Genomic DNA, 18,865 nt, shown 5'->3' on the forward strand with positions numbered 1-18,865 from the left:
TCTAGGACCGCCCTTCGATGAGATCTGCTTCGTGGGTCAGGAAGGCGAAGACCGCGGGCTCCAGGGCGTCGCGCAGCGCGGTGACGAAGGTCGCGATCCGCAGGTCCCCGGCGGCGAAGACCACCCAGGCGTCCTTGCGGCTCGGCAGCAGCGTCAGCGGTGCGCCCGCCATGATCCCGGCCTTCTTCAGGCACTCGACCGCGCTCCACACCCGGGTGGCGGCGGTGTCGGGGGCCTCTCCCGTCTCCTTGGCGACGAGCTCGGCCACCGGCGTGTGCTCACCGAGCAGGCCGCGCCACTCGGCGGACGACCGCATGCTGACCGCCTCGATGTCACAGGCCACTTCGGAGGCGGCGACCGCGCTGACGGTCACCCCCAGGCCGTGGGCGGCCGACATCGACATGTGGCGGTCTTCCAGCTCCGGTCGCCCGTCGGGACGGTGACTGACCGTCACGGGAGTGCCCAGGGCCCGGGCCGCCGCGTCCGAGGTGAAACTGCGGCGCTGCGCGACCGAACCGGCCGGCACCTCACCGTGCGGTTCGACCGCGACGGCGATGCGGGCGCCCAGGACGTCCTCCAGGGTGCGCTCCAGGTAGGGGCCGAGCAGCGGCGCGACCCAGGGGCCGGCCCCGTCCGTCTTGCGCACCGCGTGCAGGGTCAGGCCCTCCCAGCGCTCGACGACGGTCCCGTCCTCGGCGCGGACCGCGATGTCGTACACGTACGTGTCGCCGACGCGGCTGCGCTCGATCGCGGAGTACCGGAGCCGGTCCGGGACGTGGCTGCCGCTGCCGAGCGGGTGGATGCGCTCCACGCCGGACGGCAGCAGCGTGGCGTCGGGGACGCACACCTGGTTGCCGTGCATCAGCGCGTCGCGCATGCCCGGGTCGGCGAGCAGGAGCGCATCGGGCAGGAAGCCGGCGAACCAGTCCTGCGGCTTCTGCTGGACGGACACGTCGGCGTCGACGTGCCGGGCGGCGGCCCGGTGGAACCGGGTGAGCCGCTGGAAGCGGGCGCCCTGGAAGAGGACGCTGCCGTACAGGTCCTTGGCCGGGTCCAGCGGGACCACCGGGGTGTCGGCGGGCACCTGGAGCGGCGGGCCGTCCGGGACCGGGACCGTGGAGTAGATCAGCCGGGCGCGGAAGTGCTCGGCGACGAAGCCGGTGTCCTCGGAGTGGATGGCCACGTCCACCGTGTCGGCGCCGGTCACGGTGGCGGCGATGCGGATGCGGTTGCTGCCGTTCGGCGGCACCACGATGGGCCGCAGGAACTTGGCTCCCTCGATGACAGGGATGGTGTCGCGGCCGGTGACCGCCGAACCGACCTGGACCATGGCCTCCATGCCGATGACGGCGGGGAGGAGCAGGTTGCCGTCGAGGAGGTGGTCGGCAAGGTACGGGTCCGTGCCCGCGTTCAGTTCGACCTCGGTGACGAGTTCGACGCCGTGGTAGCGCACCAGCGGGTTGCTGGTGAAACGCAGCAGGGGCAGGGCCGGAAGGTCACGGCGAACCGTGTCGATGCCTTCCGTGCGGCCGCTGATGACGGTCACCACGGGCGCGTCGGGGTCGGAGATCAGGCGCAGCAGTATCTCCACGCCCTGGTCCGGGGAGACCGGGGTGATGCCCTCGCGGGAGAGCGACTCGACGACGGAGAGCTTCTCGCCCATGCCGACGCCGGACCACACCGACCATTCCATGCATCGTGCGCGGACCTGCGGATGGGTGCGGGCGACGTCCTCGGTCAGGTCGGCCAGCCACTCGTTGGCGGTGGCGTAGTGGGCCTCGCCGCGCAGGCCGGCCCGGCCGATGATGGAGCCGAAGGCGACCAGCAGCTTGAGGTTGCCGGCGCCCACGGTGTCCAGGACGGTCCGCAGACCGTCGACCTTCGGGGCGAAGGTGCGCCGGAAGTCGTCGGCCTCGAGGTGGACCAGGCCGTTCGGCTCGTTGCGGCCGGCGCCGTGCAGCAGACCGGTGATCTTGCCGAGCGCCCTTTCCAGTTCGGCGACCGCGCCGCGCACCTGGCCCGCGTCGGTGACGTCGGCCCGTGCGTAGTGCACCTCGACGCCGGCGTCGGCCATGCGCTTGAGGTTGGCGGCCAGTTCCTTGTCGTCGGCCGGCTCGGAGCGGCCGAGCACGGCCAGCTTCGTACCGGTCTTGAGCGCCACGGCCAGGGCGCACTCGGCGGAGATACCCTTGCCGCCGCCCGTGACGAGCAGGACGTCCTCGGCCGTCAGCGGGGCGTCGGCACGCTCCTGCTCCACGGGCAGGGCCCGCAGGGTCGGGACGCGGCGCACGCCGCCCTCGTCGTAGTGGACCTCGGTGAACCGCGTGGTGGCGGCCACCTCGGCCAGCACCCGCTCGATCGCGTCGTCCGTCACCGGGGTGTGGACGATGGTGGTCCGCAGGTGCGGGGCCTCCAGGTACAGGGTCTTGGCCAGACCAGCCGCGCCGCGGCCGTCCTGGACCAGGACGAAGCGGCTGTCGCGGTGACCCGCGAGGGCGCTCTTGGCGGCGTCCAGCACCTGTGTGGCCTGCTCCTGGGAGCAGTTCCGGGGCAGGACGGACAGGACACCCGCGCCGACTCCGGCCTGTTCGAGTTCCTGCTGGAGGCGCGTGGCGAGTTCCCCGCCACCGGGGGCGAAGAGTTCCCAGGTGCCGTTGGCCTCGGTGGGCGCGGTGCGCGGCCGGGCGACCTCGTCGAGGTCCACCGCGAAGGGCCGGGCCCAGGTGGCCGCGCCGGCGACGAGGGCTGCCGCCTCGGGCTCCGCGGCCCCGCCGGTGGTGGCCAGGGTGTCGAGGGCCTCGGCGAGTTCGGCCAGGGTGGCCGTCGCGAAGTTGGTCGGGACCTGCGCCGCGGGGATCCCGAGGCGGGACGCCGCCTGGTTCACGATCTGGCCCACGGTGATGGAGCTCATGTGCAGGTCGTCCAGGAGCCGGCTGCCCGGGTCGACGAGGTCGGCCGGAAGCTCGGCGCGCTCGGCGACGAGGGTGCGCAGCACCTCCAGGGCGGCGGCGCCGTCCGTGGCGGGGGACGCCTCGGCGGCCCGGTCCTGCGCGGCCTTCGCGGCCTTCGCCGCCTTGGCGGCCTTGATGGCGTTGGCGGCCTTGTCCGACGGGGCCGCGTTGTGCGGCGTGCCGGCGGACGCGGCGGACCCGGAAGACGCCGCGGGCACGGCGGGCACGGCGGCGGGCCGCGGCAGGCCCGCGGCCGTCCGGTTCGGTCCCGGGGCCTGCTCGCAGGGGCTGGTCAGGAAGCTGAAGTGCTGCCCGACCTCCAGCGGCTTGATCAGACGGTCCTGGAACAGCCGGTCGAGCCGGACGGGCGCGCCCGCGACGAACGCGGCGGCGGCCACCTGCAGCAGCGGCCGCAGCGACTCGTCGTCCGTGTTCAGCGAGAGGGCCGTGATCCCGGTCGCCGCCTGTGCGAGGGAGCTGAGCACCCGGCCGGGGCCCACCTCGATGAAGAGGTCGACCTCGCCCGCGGCCGCTTCCACCGCCTGGGTGAAGCGGACCGGGTCGGTGATCTGGCGGGTGAGCAGCTCCACCACGTCGGTGTCGCGCTCCAGTTCGGTGCCGGTGACGGTCGAGACGACCTTCCCGGAGACGGGACCGAAGGAGGCGCCGGCCAGCCACTTGCCGAACTCCTGCGCGGCCGGGGCGACCAGCGGCGAGTGGAAAGCGTGCGAGACGGCGAGCCGCGTGCAGCTCACGTCAGCCCGCTCGGCGCGGCGCTGGATCTCCTCGATGTCCTCGACGGGACCGGCGACGACCGTCTGCCGGGGCCCGTTGTAGCCGGCGATGACGGCCGCCAGGCCCGCGATGAGGCTGTCGGCCTGGTCCGGGTCGGCGCCCAGGGACGCCATGGTGCCCGAGGCGCTGTGCTCGGCCATGGCCTTGCCGCGTACCCGGGCCGCGTCCAGCAGCGTGCCCTCGTCGATGGCGCCGGCCCAGTGCAGGGCGGAGAGCTCACCGAGGCTGTGCCCGACGGCGACGGACGCCTCAAGGCGCAGGGCGTCCAGGACGCGCAGGCCCGCGGCGGAGCCGGTGGCGATACGGGGCTGCGCCACATCGGTGGCGACCATGTCGCCCGAGGTGGGCAGGCCGGCCCGGTCGAAGATCTCGGCGGCCTCGGGGAAGCGGCGGCGCAGCGCGCCCCCGCCGGTGCCCTTGCCCGAGCCCTGGCCCGGGAACAGGAAGCCGATGCGGCCCCGTCCGGTCGCCTTGCCGAGGAAGCTGCGGCCGTCTGCCGAGGTGTGCGAGGTCTCCCCCGACTCCAGCAGGTCGGCCAGGTGCTGCAGCCGGCGCTCGGCGTCCTCGGGCGAGGACGCGACGATCGCCGCACGGTGCGGCAGGCCGCGCAGTTCGCGCTGGAGGGTCGCGGCGAGGTCGGAGACCTGGCCGTAGGAGACCCTGGCGACGAAGCCGGCGACCTCGGAGACACGGGCGAGCAGCGCGCGCGGCGTGTCGCCCTCCAGCAGCAGCAGCTCGCTGTCCTGGGGCGAGTTCGACAGTGCGGCGGAGCGGCGGCTCGCGGCCGGCCGGCGCCGTACGGCGGGCTCGTCCAGGACCACGTGCGTGTTGATGCCGCCGAAGCCCATGGCGGTGATGCCCACACGGCGGGGCGCGCCCTCGGGCCACGCCTCGGCCTTGCGCAGCGCCTTGAGGTTCGCGCCGTCTTCGGTGAGCAGCTCGTGCGGGTCGACGGTGCCGATGGCCGGCGGCAGGGTCTGGTTGTCGACGGCCATGGCCGCCTTGATCAGGCCCGCGACGCCGGCGGCGGCCTTGGTGTGGCCGATCATGCCCTTGATGGAGGTGATCGCGGCGACGGGCGCCTTGGGGTCTGCCGCGGCCCGCGCGCCCATGAGGGCGGTGAGCTCGGTGGCGTCGCCGACGGCGGTGCCGGTGCCGTGGCCCTCGAAGAGGCGGACCGTCTCAATGCCGAACCCGGCGCGCTCGTAGGCGCGGCGCAGGGCCAGCTGGTAACCGCTGACCTCGGGCCGCGTGATGCCGCCCTGGCCGTCCGAGGAAACTCCCCAGCCCGCGATGGTCGCGTAGATGCGGTGGCCGCCCGCGAGGGCGTCCTCCTCGCGCATCATGACGATCATTCCGCAGCCCTCGCCGGGCCAGAACCCGTTGGAGCCCCGGTCGTAGAGCTTCATCTCGCCCTTGGCGAGGGCGCCCGTCTTGGCGAAGCCGATGATCTCGAACGGGTCGATCGACAGGTCCACGCCGCCCGCGACGGCGACGTCTATGTCGCCGTTGATGAGCGAGGTGCCCGCGGTGGTGACCGACAGGAGCGAGGAGGAGCACGCGCCGTCGACGGTGTAGCCGCCGCCGTTGAGGTCGAAGTGGTTGCAGATCCGGCCCGCGATGGTGTTGGAGAGACCGCCGGCGAGGGTGTCCTCGTCGATGGCCGGGAACGGCTCCTTGTACGAGGCCTCGACGTCGCCGAGGAACTCGGCGACCCGGGTCTCGTCCCAGTCCTCTTGGGCCGCGAGGGCCTCGGCCATCACGCGTCGTACGTACGGCCAGCGCAGCCGCATCACGTTGGCGCGGGCGAACTCACCGGTGAGGGTGTTGCCGACGATGACGCCGGTGCGCTCGCGCGGCAGGCCCTCGCCGGCCGGGAAGCCGGCGTCGGCCAGCGCGCGCCCGGCGGTGTCCAGGGCGAGCCAGTGGGTCAGGTCGGTGGAGCGGTAGGTGCTGCCCGCGATCTTGTGGGCGATCCGGTCGAACTCGTAGCCCTCCAGCACCGCCGCGTTGCGGGCGTAGAAGGTGTCCGGGGTGGCCGGGTCGGAGTCCCAGTAGTCGTCCAGGTTCATCCGCTCGCTGGGCAGCCGGCGGAAGGCCCGGCGGCCGGCGACGGCGTTGTCCCAGAGCTCGCCAGGGGTCGCGGCGTCGGGGTAGCGGCAGGCCATGCCGACGATGGCTATGCGTGTCATGCGGCCACCGCGATCTTTTCCTGGGCGGTCTTGTCGGAGACCGGTGCGGGGCAGCCGCAGATGTCGGCGCAGCCGTTCGGGCACGCGGTGGCCGCGGCCGGGGAGGGGCAGGCGCACACGCCGGTGCACTCGCAGTCCCGCTGGGCCGGCAGCACGGCGGTGGTGACGGGCTCGGCCTTCGCCTCGGCGGCCTTGTCGGCGGCCTCGGCGGCGCGCCGCTTGGCGACGACGTCGGCGCTCCAGAGGAAGGCGCCGCGGACGGCGCAGACGATGGCGGTGGCGAAGAAGATGCCGTACACGACGTGCAGGGCGGTCAGGACGCCGTAGACGGTGGCGACGCCGCCGCCGAAGGCGATCTGGCCCCACTTGGAGGAGGGCGTCGTACCCGGGTCCGTGATCATGTAGTTCGTGAAGAGCACGAACGCCACGCCGGTCATCATCGCGAGGGCCGCGGGGATGGAGGTGTCGAAGAGCAGACCGCGGACGATCGCCTGGAGGGCGTAGCCGCCGACCCAGGCCAGGATCAGCCACATGCGCTCGGTCAGCTTGGCGTTGAGCAGCGTGCCGAGCGCGATGATGACCGCCGGGACGAGCCAGTCGAAGCCGCCGTCGAGGTACTCGGTGAAGTGGTACGGGGGCGCGATCGAGGCCCACGGGAAGAGCAGCAGGATGACCGCGATACCAAAGTTCGACGGGTTCATGAAGTGCCGCAGCCGGCCCTTGACCGGGGCGCGCAGCACCCACTTGGTGCCGACGGCGACGATGACGCCGAAGACCATGACCCAGACGCGGTCGTTGACGTAGGTCAGCATGTTCACCGCGAGGGCGGTGATGTGGGCCGGGAAGAGGAACTCGACCATGCCCTTGAGGCCGCCGCCGCGGAAGCGCGGGTCGCGGCCCTCGGCGCGGGCGCCGATCAGTTCGAGGATGATCTCCAGGGTGTAGGAGGTGATCAGCGCGATGAACGGCCAGGTCCAGGGCTGCTCGAAGCCGAGCACCGTGTAACCGACGATGTTGAGGACGGAGATGGAGATCGCGAACCGGCGGAGCGCGGTGACGACCTTCGGGTTGTGGCGCGGTCCCGCGGGGGCCGGGACAGCCGTCAGGGTTGCGGACATGGTCACTTCTCCTTCGCCTGGGTGCCGAGCTCGACGGTGTGCTGTCCGGGCGTCAGCTTCAGCTTCTGCTCGTGGACGGCGCCGGTGCGGTCGCGCCAGGTGAGCTTCACCGGCAGCGCGTCCTTGACGCCCTTGCCGAGACCGATGTGGACCTCGTGGCCGCGCTTGCCGGAGTGGCCGCCGCCGCCATCGACGCGGGCGACGCGTATGGTGCCGTCGGGCATCTCGACGCAGACCTCGGCGCCGACCGCGGGAGAGCCGGACTCGCGCTTGAGGTTGAGCGTCAGGTACGAACCGGTGCTGTCGCTGACGTTGTGGAGGAAGACCGGCTCACCCCACTGGCGGGCGACGGCCAGGTCGACCAGACCGTCGCCGTCGACGTCGGCCGGGGCCATGCCGCGGGTCGGGATGGGCTCGGCGATGCCGAGGGCCTTGGCCAGGTCGATGTAGCGGCCGCTCTCCTCGTCCTTGGCGAAGAAGCGCATGTGCTGGCTGCCGGCCAGGTCGTCACCGTGGCGGACGTTCGGCCACCAGGTCGGGTTCGAGGTCAGGGCGTCGTTCGCGGTGGCCAGCTCCTGGAGCTGGGGCCAGCGGTTGGTCTTGCCCTTGACGAAGCCGAGGGCCTGGGTGATCTCCAGGTTGCCGTCGTTGTCGAAGTCGGCCATCTTGGGGTCCCAGCCCCAGCCGGACCAGGCCACGCCCAGGTCGGCGGACTTGTCCTCGTACGGGGCCTCGCCCTGCTTGAACTTGCCCTGGAGCTCGGACTGGCTCTTCGCCTGGTTGATGAAGGCGAAGTTCGACTCCTGGATGCCGAAGGAGGTGGTGATGTTGCTGACGAACAGGTCGTACAGCCCGTCGTTGTCCAGGTCGCCGAAGTCGACGCCCATGCCCTTGAACGAGCTGCGCCCGATCTCCTTCGACTTGGGCACGGTGCCGCTGTGGACCGCCTTGACCTCGGCGAACTCGATCTTGCCGGGGACCGACTTGTTGTAGAGCATCGACGAGGTGCCGAAGTCGTGCGCGAGGAAGATCTCCGGCAGGTGGTCGCCGTCGAGGTCGACCGCGCTGGCGCCGAGCGTCCAGCCCTTGCTCAGGCTCTGCGGGATGGAGCCTTCGGTCTTCTCGTAACCGTTCTCGGTCCAGCGGAAGAAGTGGCCGCCGCCGCCGTTCTTGGCGTGCGAGAGCGACTCGTTCATCACGACGCCGCCGTCCACGGTGTCGTCCAGGACGGGGCTGTCGGGGAAGTAGTTGCCGATGAAGATGTCGTCGTGGCCGTCACCGTCGAAGTCGGCGAACGCGGCGGCGTTGGAGTTCCACAGCGGCCCGCTGTACTTCGTGCCGGTCGTACCCGGGATCAGCTCGGTCGGCGTGAAGCTCGCGGCCGACAGCGGCTGCCCCTTCACATTCTTGTTCATGAAGATGACCGGGGTGCGGCCCCAGTAGTAGACGAGAACGTCGGTGGCGCCGTCCTCGTTGTAGTCGCCGGGCATGCAGCCCATCGGTGCCGACGTGGTGCTGGTCGGCAGCGGCTTCGGGTCGAGGGCGAAGGGCGCGTACGCGCCTTCCTTGCGCGTCGGCGCCGGGGTGAGCACGGCCTGGTCGATGCGCGGGTCGTTCACGCACAGGTCGTTGGGCAGGCCGTCGCCGTCGATGTCGTTGACGGCGATGCCGGCGCCGACCGAGGAGATCCATCCCTCGATGTGCCGGTATGCCTTGTTGACCTTGCGGACTTCCTGCTTCGGGAATCCGGAAGGCATCGCGATCGACAGCGACTCGAACCCGAAGTTCTTCGCGAGCTTCGCGGTCTCGGCCGCCGAGGACTCGGGCAGCTGAACACCGTAGAAAGTGCCGACCATTACGGTAAGAGCGACAATTCCCGGCGCATTCCTAAGCGCCCAGTTCTTTTTGGCCGTCACTGATCGGCACCTTTCCGGGTAAGAGAGAGAGAAGCAAGCTCGGTGGCGACACCACGTCGCCAGGACTCATATGCGGGAGATTCACCCTGGCCCCGGGGGTCGGGCCGCAGCCCGACGCACACCGAGGCCGCCTGCTCCGCGGTGGTGCCGCAGACGACACGGGCGGCGAGGTGGGTGTGGTCGATGATCGTGTCGGCCTTGATGCGTGCCTCGATGGCAAACGCGGAGCCCTGGGCCAGCGCCCAGCGGTGCTCCCCCGCTCCCTCGACGAAGCGGGCCAGCTCGTCCTCGCCGACACCGCCGGCGTACGCGCAGGCGAGGCCGGCGCCCGCGTACAGGTCGCTGTGCCGTGCCTTCGGGTAGGAGGCGATCAGGTCGGTCACGACATCCGGATCGGTACCGCCGACGAACCACAGCGCGCGGCCGATGCCCTGGTCAATGGCGTTCGGGGTGTAGTGGTTGTGTCCGCCGTGCCAGCTGAACGGGTGTTCCGCGGCGGGCGTGCGCACGTAGGAGTCGGTCTTGAAGTACGCCTGGTGGAAGCCGTAGCCGTCCAGGGCGAGCCAGCGCAGCAGCGGGTCCGTCTTGCGGATGTCCGGCCACAGGAGCTTCGGCAGCCGGGCCATCGCCCAGCCCACACCGACATAGATCATGTAGTCGTGGCGACGGCCATTGCCCGCCAGCAGGCCGTCCAGCCGGCCGCTGTGTCCCGGCAGCGAGTCGTACACCGCCGCACCCATGCCCGCGCCCTCGTACGCGAATCCGCGCATGTCCCGGGGGACGGTCTCCAGCATTTCCTCGGCTTCCGCGGGAGAGCCGGCCTCCACCGCGTAGGCATACCCCTGGAGGAATACCTCGCCGATGTTCTCCAGACGCGCCTTGGCTTGCGGGTTCTTTACGTGGAACCCGCGCACCTCCATCGTCGTCTCGGAAACGGGAGGCGTGAGAAGCCTCCGCCGTAGCGCACCAAATATCGTGGACACCGAAGAAAACCGCCCCTCATAGAACCCTGAATCCCCTCAGCAAACGGGAATCTATACAGGGTCCAGGAGGGGCTCTACTTCCCTCGTGCTCAATCCGGCGTGAACAATCCGTCGTGAACGATCCGGCGTCGGCGAAACGTCAGACGAGCGCGCCCGCCGACGTGCGCACCCGCTCGCGCACGTTGCGGCGCCACACCTCGTAGGCCGGTCCGACGCCGGCCTCGGGCGCGCTCGCAGCGGTCTCGTCGGCGAGCAGCGCGACGGCCTCCACGTCCAGACCCGTGAACGCCTCCACGGCGGCCCGGCTGTGCTCGGGGATGAATCCCGCGTGGTGACGGGCCTTGGCCGCGAACACCGAGCCCTGCGCCAGGTGGTCCCAGTCCTCCCCCGCCTCGGCGCGCAGCGCCTCCCGGTCGGCGGCGGTGGTGCCCCCGGCGAAGGTGGCGGCCAGGCCGACGCCGCTCCACAGGTCGCCGTGGCGGGCCGAGGCGAATGCGCGCACGGCGGCCGAGACGTGTGCGACGTGGCCACCCTGGATGAACCACAGCGCCCGCCCGACGCCCTGGTCGAAGGCGCGCTGGAAGTAGTCCTCGTCGCCGTCCCACGCGTACGGGGTGTCCAGCCGCTGCCCGCCGACCCAGCGTTCGGTGTCGAAGTAGGCGCGGTCGAAGCCGTATCCGTCGACGCACAGCCAGCTCATGGCCGGGTAGTACTCAGGCTCGGTCAGATCCGGTACGAGCTTCTTCCACATCGGGCGCGGCAGCTTGGCCATGGCGAAGCCGATGCCGATGTAGTTGAGGAAGATGTGCCGCTTGCCGCCGCCCTGCAGCAGGTCGCGGGTGCGGTGGCCCTTGCCCGGGCCCATCACGTCACGGATGGCGCAGGCCATGGTGGCGCCCTCGTACGCGAAGCCCTGGACCTCCGGATCGACCAGGGCGAGCCGGCGCTCGATCGTCGCCAGCGTGCGGTCCTCGATGCCCCACTCGAAGCCGGTGACGACGGCCTGCGGTACTGCCTCCAGCTTGCGGGTTCGCGCGTTCGGCTCGACGGAGAAACCGCGCCCCGCGAAGCTCACTTCGTCCAGGGACGGGGCCATGGCCAGCCTGCGCAGTGCTCCCAGTGCGGGCACGGATGCCTCCTCGTGCGGGCCGCTCTGCCGGCGGCCGGAGGGCACATCGTGCGTGCCCGGGCGTGAGCGGATCATCTCCGTCCGTGCTCACCCGGCCGCTCCAGCGCCGTTCGAGCGCACTGAGGCATGTTGGCGCGCGTACCTGCTGTGTGCGTGGAGAGGTCAGCGGATGGAGCGCACGTCCACTTCCTCGTCGTGGACCCGGCGGCCGCATTGGCCGCAGTGCAGCTCGACGTGAACGGTTCCCTCACAGCCGATGTGGTCGGCGCGGCGCGGCGGCCCCTGCTCGTGGTCCAGGTGGCGGTCACCCCACTGCATCAGGGCGATGATCCCGCGGGTGAGGTCCCTCCCGGCAGGGGTGAGCTGGTACTCGTAGCGCACCGGCCGGTCCTGGTAGGGCACCCGCTCCATGATTCCGTGTTCGACCAGCCGGGTGAGCCGGTTGGTCAGGACGTTGCGAGCAATGTCGAGGTTGCCGAGGAATCCGTCGAAGCGTTTGATACCGAGCAGCGCGGAGCGGACGATCAGCAACGTCCAACGCTCCCCGACCACTTCCAGAGTCCGGGCCAGATTGCAGTCCTGCCCCTCGTACGTATGTCTCAGCATCCGCTCACTCTATGTACCCTGCCGGTTTCGTGAAAGGACCAACGTGGCGAAGGAGGAACCGCTTTCCCGGGCCCCGTGGACACCCCGGAAAGCGGCGGGATCCTCAGGCCGCCTGCAGCAGCGGTTCCCCGCCGCCACCGCCCGGGCGGCCGAGGCGGTCGTAGGCGTAGGCGGCCGACACCAGCGTCATGTGGTGGTGCCAGCCGGGGTACGAACGGCCCTCGAAGTCGAGGAGCCCGAAGTCGTCCTCCAGCTCCCGCACGGTCTCGGCGCTGCGGTCCAGCAGGCCCGTCAGTGCCAGGACCTCCTCCGTCCGCGCGTGGGTGAGGTTGGTCAGCCACAGCTTGACGGGCTGGCGCCCACGCTCGGAGGCCACGGCGAACAGCCGGTAGGTGCGGTGCACCTGCATCCCGGTGGACGCCGGGTCGGGCAGCCGGACGAAGCTCGACATGACGGTGTGGTGGCGGCCGGGCCCACCGCCCCACGGGCCGACCGTCTCGATCCGGGTCAGGCCGGTCGCGTCGAACTCGAAGAGGCTGCGGGCGGCGATCAGCATGCTCTTGCCGTCGGTCGCCTCGGGCCGGTGCAGCCGCAGGTGCCGGCCCGCCAGGACCTGCAGGCTGCCGGGGACGGCGACGACGAAGTCACGGCCGCGCTGGGAGAGCCCCCGTACGAGCCTGGCGGCGCCGGCCGACTCCCCCAGGTCGGCGACAACCGGCACGGGTGCGGTACGGGTGGCGCCGGCCAGGGTGTCGACGACGTCGAGCGCGTGCTGTTCAAGCGAGTGCTGCCCGGCGTCGTCGGGGATCCGGGTGCGCTGACGGCGCTCGGGGTCCTTGGTCCAGGAGCCCGGCAGCAGCAGCCGCCAGTCGACGGGAACGGCTCCGTCGCGCGTGGCGAGGAATCCGCCGACGCCCACCTGGCAGGTGACGGAGCGTCCGGTCGAGGGGACGAAGCGGCGGTGGACGCCACAGGAGTGCTCGCCGCGCTTGCGCAGCACCGCGAGGTCGAGCAGCCAGGCGCGCGGGGTCGTCTCCTGCTCGGTCCAGCGGGCGAGCTCGCTGCGGACCGGAGCCCAGTCCCAGGGACTCGCGTTGACGAACTGGTGCAGCGACTGGGACGCGGTCGGCGAATCCGAGACCGCGGCGGCGAGCCGGCGGACGGACTTCTTGCCCGGCGTGGTCAGCAGGCTCTGCACGTACATCTGGGCCCAGCGGCGCTGGTCCATCCGCGGCAGGCCCTCGAAGACCCGTTCGGTGAACGCCGGCATCGAGACCTTCGAGCTCATCAAGGCGTGCATGACCATGGCGGGTTCCCTCCTAGTGTCTGCCGACGGCCGGCGATCACCATGAAAGAATAGCGAACGTCCTGTTTTTTTTGCGACTCAGGAGAGTTGTTGAACCACTTCGCCAAGTCGGGCACGTGTACCCGGCGTTCACCGCAGCACAGCTGCGACCCTGCGGACGGGGATCACGGCGGGGGCCGCACGGCTATCGCCGAGGCCGTCGATCCCCTTGCCCGCTCGGCCCTCGACACCCACGCAATCCGCGGACATCTTCGGCAACTCCACCTTGCACAGTGCCCCGCGGGCAGCGAAGGATGGTTTCCTAACGTGAAGACAGACCCAGAAAAAAAGTCCGGACCGGTGCACCGACGGCACGGAACCACGCCCCTCTTGCGCCCGGCAGCGAGTGCTCAAGGGGAGACAGCATGGTGAAGCAGGAGCGGGCGGTGCGCACGCGCTCCGCCTTGGTCCGGGCGGCCGCGGCGGAGTTCGACCGCGACGGGTACCACGGCACGTCGCTTGCGCGGATCAGCAAAGTCGCCAAGATCTCCATCGGCGCGGTCACCTTCCACTTCCCGTCCAAGAACGAACTCGCCGACGCGGTGTTCGAAGAGGGCCGGGCGATGACCGTGGCAGCGCTGGAGCAGATGGCCGCAGAGCCGGTCCCAGCGCTGCGCGCGGTGGTCGACCTCAGCTTGGAGCTGACCCGGCTGATGGAGGAGGAGACCGCCGTACGCTCCGCCATCCGGCTCTCCCGGGAGCGGCCGGGAAGCGCTTCCTGGTCGGATCTGTGGCTGCCCACGGTCCGTCGGCTCCTGGACCGGGCGTACGAAAATGGCCAACTTCGCGACGACGCCCTGCCGGCGGACGTCACGGCACTGGTCGAGCACCTGCTCGGCGGCGCGGAGGCCTACCTCCGCCTGCGGCTGGCTACCGAGATCGCGTACGAGAGTGCCGTGGGCCAGCTCAAGCGGCTCTGGCACCTCGCCCTGGTCGGCGTTTCGGCCGACGGTTCGACAGGCGTCACGACGGCCGTTCCCCAGCCTCGTCCTTCGGACTGAACCGAGCTGCCGCACCACTGGTCGTCCCCCGTCGACCTGGTGCGGCCGCGTCCGGGCGGAGCACCCGCTGCCGCGCCTGGACGCACCCTGAGGGACCCGGCACCGTGACTACCAGCACGCTGCCGGGCGCCCGGCACAACCGTCTGCCCGCCGCCTGCCCGGAGCCCCTGCTCATGGGAAGGCGGCGGGCAGACGCAGGTGCGGCGGTATCCGCCGCCGCATCGGTTTCCTCCCGCGGGAGGCGTGCTCTCACACGCGGGCCAGGAACTCCCGGTACCAGGCGGCCGCCTGGTCCAGCCGCGCCAGCGGTCCGGGACCCGGCGGGCAGCCGGCGGCCTCCCAGATCTGCCTGCTGTCGTACCAGTGGTCCTGGGCGACCAGCCCGAACTGACGCGGACTCACCCGGCAGCCCGAGGCCGCCATGCGCTCCAGGCAATCGTCCCCGGAGAGGTCCTGGTCCACCTCGGCCACCACCCCCCGTTCGGCGAGCGACCTCACCAGGTCGCCCACGCGTACGGGCTCCGGATGGCCTGCGTGCCAGACCGTGCCGCCCTCCAGCGCCTGGCCGAGCGCGAGACGGGCGATGAGGCGGGCGAGGTCCCCGACGTCCACCAGGGACAGCAGGGCCCGCCCACCGCCCCACAACGCCTGTGTGGAGTCCAGGATTTGGGACAGGGCCGGAACCATCCAGCGGTCGCCTGTCCCGGTCACCAGACCGGGACGCAGCACCACCGCACCAGCCGCCAACGCGCCCGTCTCCGCGGCCAGCCGGGTCCGGCTGGCCGCGGAGACGGGCGCGGGGACGACTCCGCCGACCGGGATGTCCCGGTGCGGGCCGGGGCCGTAGACGGCTGCGGTGGAAAGGTGCACGATCCGGCGGGTGCCGGCCTTCCGCGCCTGGGCCATGAGCGCCGCGGTTCCCCCGACGTTCACGGCGTCACACTGCCGTTCGTCGGTGCCGATGAACGAGGCCAGGTGGAGCAGGACGTCCGCGTCCTCGCAGACTCCGCTCAGGGACGCGGGGTCGGACAGGTCCGCGGGGACCCACTCGTCGGCCCCAGCACCCTGCGGCGCCCTGCGCCCCACGGTCCGCAGCCGGAACCCGGATCCCGACTCGTCCCGGATCCGGGCGAGTTCGGCCAGAACCGCCGATCCGATGAAGCCGGTGGCGCCGGTGATCACCACCTTGCCCGGAGTCACGCGGCCTGCGTTTCGGAGTACGGCGGCATGACGAGGTTCGCCCGCACGTGCGCGGGAGCCAACGCCGGCAGCGTGTACCTCCACATGGCGACCAGGCGGTCATAGAGGTCCACCCGGCCCGTGGCGATGTTGGAGTAGATCTGCACTCCGGTGAAGGCCCCGGTCAGCAGGGTGGCGAACTCACGCTCGTCGACGTCGTCGAGGAGCTCGCCGCGCTCACGCGCCGCGAACATGAAGAAGCTGAGCTGGTCCACCCACTCGTGGTAGGCGGTGGCGTCGGGCTTCCCGAACTCTCCCTGCTCGACGGCGAGCCGGACGCTGGCCCGGACCAGCACATTGGTCTGCAGGGCGTGCGCCATGAAGAACGTCAGGTCGATCAGCCTCTGCAGGCCGGGCTCGCCGACGGGGAAGGCGACGAACTCCTGCTGCTTCGCCATGACCTCGGAGGCCAGTTCCTGCTTGGACTTGAAGTGGAAGTACATGCCACCCTGGGTGACCCCGGCTTCCTCCATGATCTTGCTGATGCTGGCGCCGCTGTACCCGCACTCATCGAAGATCGCGGCGGCTGCATAGACGATGGATTCCCGCGTCTTGACGGCCCGTTGCTGGCGCGGCTCGTTCATCAGGTGCCCGCTCCCTCTCGACAAAAAAAACGAACGCCCTTATTTTACAGGTCGGCCCGCGTGACTGGTAGTCCGCCCGGGCCTTCGCGTACGCACGCCGACAGGGGAGAGGCATGCTCACAACACAAGAACGTCGTCTCATAGCGCAGCCGGATCTGACCAGCACCGTTGCACGAGAGTACGTACACCGAGCTGCCGTGTCGGAGGTGTTCCTGACCGGGTGGGCGAAGACGGGGACCGACACGTTCACGGTCAGCGCCCAGTGGCCGCGCAGCCACAGTTTTTACACGCCGTCGCACGACGTGCACGACCCGATGCTCCTGTGCGAGACGATCCGCCAGTGCGGCATGCTGCTCTCGCACACGGAGTACGGCCTCCCGTTCGGGCACAACATCGGTTGGTCCCGGGTGCAGTACGCGCTGAACCCGCAGGCCATGCGCATCGCCGCGAAGCCCGCCGACATCACCCTTCACGTGACGTGCTCCGACATCCGCAGCCGCCGGTCGCTGCCCACATCGATGACCATGCACATCGAGGCTGTTCGCGACGACTCGCTCCTGGCGGTGGCGAGCATCGGCTTCAACAACTACTCCCCCGCCGTGTACGAGCGGTTGCGCGCGGGACGCTCGGACGCCGCGCGGCTCTCCGAGTCGGCACCGACGCCCCCGGACCCGGTCTCGCGCAGTGTGGCGGGCCGCCGGCGCAGTGACATCGTGCTCTCGCCCACGCAAGAGCGCTGGCGCTGGCAGTTGCGTGTGGACACCGCGCATCCGGTCCTTTTCGACCACCCGCTGGACCACGTCCCGGGGATGCTCCTGCTGGAGTCGGTCCGGCAGGCCGGGCTCGCTCTGGAGCCCTCGCTCGGCACGATGATGCCCACCTCGATGGACATGTCGTTCAACCACTATGTGGAATTCGACGCTCCGTGCTGGGTCGAAGCCGAGGCCGTGTCGTCCCATGAGAGTGGAGCGCGACGAAGTGTGCGCGTGAACGGCATCCAAGGCGGTAGGTTCGCCTTCACGGCGACAGCGGAAATGACCGACATGTCGTCGGTCTGACCGGAGTTGTGACGGAATCCCAACCGATGCACAGGGGGATCAGCACAGCCGACGATCCGTCGGCATACGTTCACTAGGGCGATCGAACCCGGTGCGCCAACACCGGGGTTACGACCAACCAACTTGCTCCTACCTGCCGCAAGTGGGGCTACCAACCCCACACAGCAGGATTTTCGTCTCAACCGTGTTACGAGTTCCAATGCCCACGACCTGATTGCGACCCCCACATCATGGACCAAATACTTCAGACTTTCCAGTCCCCTGCCGAAATGTCGTGGCTGGATATCACCCCTTCAGGGCCACCGGTGTCTGAATCACCCCCCTCCACGATGGTCGGAGGCATGGGTTCCGCCCTGATCCCGCCCTTCCTGCGGACCCGCGCGAAGACGCCGATGCGGATCCTGGAGTCGGAGTACTACTCCGACGCGAGCATCAACGTGTACCTCAAAATCGCTGGTCTGGGCATGCGTCCCGAGGGCTGCACGGCCTCGGTGGAGAAGATCGCCGGCTACACGGGGCTCTCCAGGGCCACCGTGGAGCGCTCGCTGCGCGAACTGGCCAACCCCGCGCCGGACGGCGTCGTCGAACTGGCCGAGAACACCCGCCGGACCCTGCCCGGCGGCCGCGGCACGACGGCCCGGCGTCGCGTACGCACCCCGGAGCCCCGGGAACGTTTCGTCTGGATCCCCGTCTATGCCAGCGAGTGCCTCCCGCCCCGGCTGCTGCGCGCCTACGGCCTGATCGCCTTCGCCGTCGTCCAGAAGATCCCACTGACCGTCCGCGGCCTCGCCGCGTTCCTCCGCCACCGCACCGGCAACCGTGCCGGATCCCCGATCAGCACCGAGTCGGCGGCCAAGGCCGTCAAGGAACTCGTGTCGAGGAAGTGGGTGGCTCTCGCCCGGCGGGCCGGGTTCCAAGGCCGCCACCTGTTCCAAGTCAACAAGTACGGTCCACTGTCACCCCTCGAACATCAGTCTTCTGAGGCGGTTCCAAGTGGTCGACCTGATGAGGGATCAGGTGGTCGACCTGATGAGGGATCCCTCGCGTATAAGGAAGACAGCAGTACTGACCGACAGGAAAAGAAGGAACCGGCCCCATCCGCCGCAGGCGAAGTACAGGTAGTGGGCGCGACGCGCGACGCCGCACCCGGGGACCCGCTCGACAGCTGCGCGCTCCGCGCGGATGGTTCATCTCAGCACCCCGCCGACCCGGCGGCTCCGGCCTCCAGAAGGCCGACGACGGCTACCGACGGCGCGCCGGTGGACTTCAGCAGGAAGACGCACACCGTGCTCGCACCGGTCCGCTTCCTGCTGAAGAACATGACCGGCTACGTCCTGCGCCGTACCGCCCGCGAGATCGGGCACCAGCTCGCCGACGGGACGACCGTCGAGCGCCTTCAGGCCCGCCTCACGGCCAGGCTCGCCGGCACGATGGTCTCCGACATCAGAGACCCGGGCCGGTGGCTGCTCGGTGTGGGCCTGCCCCGCTGGGGCTGCGCGGACCCCGCCTGCGAGTCGGGCGTCGTGTGGCACACCGGCCAGGACTGCACGGCCTGCGCGGAGATCCGCTTCCTGCGGTCGCACGACCTCCTCGACGGCTCCCCTGCGGGAGCCCTCCCCCCGGCGCCCCCACGGTCCTGCTGTCCCTCATGCGACCGCCCGCACCGCCCCGGCAACGAGGGTGAGTGCGCGGACTGTGCCGGGGCTCGAACCATCGCTCCCCCGCCGGACCTCCCCCCGGCCGGTCCGGCCGCCTCTGTGGCGCCGGAGCACCGCTGCCGGGGCAGGAACGGCCAGTGCACCCGGGCGGCTTCGCTGCGCGGATTGTGCTGGCGCTGCGAGACCGGCACCCCGGAACGCACCATTCCCCGCCAGCGCCACCGGTTCAGTGCCCAGGACTGGCTGTCCGAGCGGGCCGGGCACCTTTGATGCCCGGCCATCAGCCAAGT

12 protein-coding genes are annotated in these 18,865 nt (G+C 70.6%); 3 read left to right on the forward strand and 9 right to left on the reverse strand.

Annotated elements, in window-relative coordinates; genetic code table 11:
* Position 1: 1 nt before the first annotated feature.
* The 7 genes from OTB16_RS26930 to OTB16_RS26960 form a co-directional block, all read right to left on the reverse strand.
* Positions 2–5,938 (reverse strand): type I polyketide synthase, encoded by a 5,937-nt coding sequence (locus OTB16_RS26930; protein ID WP_267723365.1) that lies wholly within the window; start codon positions 5,936–5,938, stop codon positions 2–4.
* Positions 5,935–7,056, reverse strand: a complete 1,122-nt coding sequence (locus OTB16_RS26935; protein WP_267723366.1) for an enediyne biosynthesis protein — start codon at positions 7,054–7,056, stop codon at positions 5,935–5,937. Before OTB16_RS26935 ends, OTB16_RS26930 begins: the two co-directional genes overlap by 4 nt.
* 2 nt (positions 7,057–7,058) lie before the next feature.
* The gene (locus tag OTB16_RS26940; protein WP_267723367.1) at positions 7,059–8,912 is read right to left on the reverse strand and encodes an FG-GAP repeat domain-containing protein; all 1,854 of its coding nucleotides are present in this window, start codon (positions 8,910–8,912) and stop codon (positions 7,059–7,061) included.
* Positions 8,913–8,968: 56 nt separating this feature from the next.
* A complete protein-coding gene (locus OTB16_RS26945; protein WP_267723368.1) occupies positions 8,969–9,955 on the reverse strand; it encodes a DUF1702 family protein in 987 nt (328 codons plus the stop codon).
* Positions 9,956–10,094: 139 nt separating this feature from the next.
* Positions 10,095–11,084 (reverse strand): DUF1702 family protein, encoded by a 990-nt coding sequence (locus OTB16_RS26950; RefSeq protein WP_267723369.1) that lies wholly within the window; start codon positions 11,082–11,084, stop codon positions 10,095–10,097.
* Between the two features lie 162 nt (positions 11,085–11,246).
* Entirely contained in the window at positions 11,247–11,690 is a 444-nt protein-coding gene (locus OTB16_RS26955; protein ID WP_267723370.1) for a winged helix-turn-helix transcriptional regulator, read from the reverse strand.
* 103 nt (positions 11,691–11,793) lie between these two features.
* On the reverse strand, positions 11,794–12,996 hold the full coding sequence (locus OTB16_RS26960; RefSeq protein WP_267723371.1) for an IS701 family transposase: 1,203 nt from the start codon (positions 12,994–12,996) through the stop codon (positions 11,794–11,796).
* Between the two features lie 404 nt (positions 12,997–13,400).
* Between OTB16_RS26960 and OTB16_RS26965 the strand changes: the two genes are divergently transcribed.
* On the forward strand, positions 13,401–14,036 hold the full coding sequence (locus OTB16_RS26965; RefSeq protein ID WP_267723372.1) for a TetR/AcrR family transcriptional regulator: 636 nt from the start codon (positions 13,401–13,403) through the stop codon (positions 14,034–14,036).
* Between the two features lie 249 nt (positions 14,037–14,285).
* Here the strand turns inward: OTB16_RS26965 and OTB16_RS26970 are convergent, their stop codons facing one another.
* Positions 14,286–15,236, reverse strand: coding sequence for an NAD-dependent epimerase/dehydratase family protein (locus OTB16_RS26970; protein ID WP_267723373.1), 951 nt, complete (start codon positions 15,234–15,236; stop codon positions 14,286–14,288).
* Positions 15,233–15,859, reverse strand: a complete 627-nt coding sequence (locus OTB16_RS26975) for a ScbR family autoregulator-binding transcription factor (RefSeq protein WP_267723374.1) — start codon at positions 15,857–15,859, stop codon at positions 15,233–15,235. Before OTB16_RS26975 ends, OTB16_RS26970 begins: the two co-directional genes overlap by 4 nt.
* A gap of 113 nt (positions 15,860–15,972) precedes the next feature.
* Between OTB16_RS26975 and OTB16_RS26980 the strand changes: the two genes are divergently transcribed.
* The gene (locus OTB16_RS26980; protein WP_267723375.1) at positions 15,973–16,917 is read left to right on the forward strand and encodes a ScbA/BarX family gamma-butyrolactone biosynthesis protein; all 945 of its coding nucleotides are present in this window, start codon (positions 15,973–15,975) and stop codon (positions 16,915–16,917) included.
* A gap of 341 nt (positions 16,918–17,258) precedes the next feature.
* The gene (locus OTB16_RS26985; protein WP_267723376.1) at positions 17,259–18,845 is read left to right on the forward strand and encodes a hypothetical protein; all 1,587 of its coding nucleotides are present in this window, start codon (positions 17,259–17,261) and stop codon (positions 18,843–18,845) included.
* Positions 18,846–18,865: the final 20 nt, after the last annotated feature.

This window comes from Streptomyces antarcticus (genome assembly GCF_026627255.1).
In the GTDB taxonomy this organism is placed as follows: domain Bacteria; phylum Actinomycetota; class Actinomycetes; order Streptomycetales; family Streptomycetaceae; genus Streptomyces; species Streptomyces antarcticus.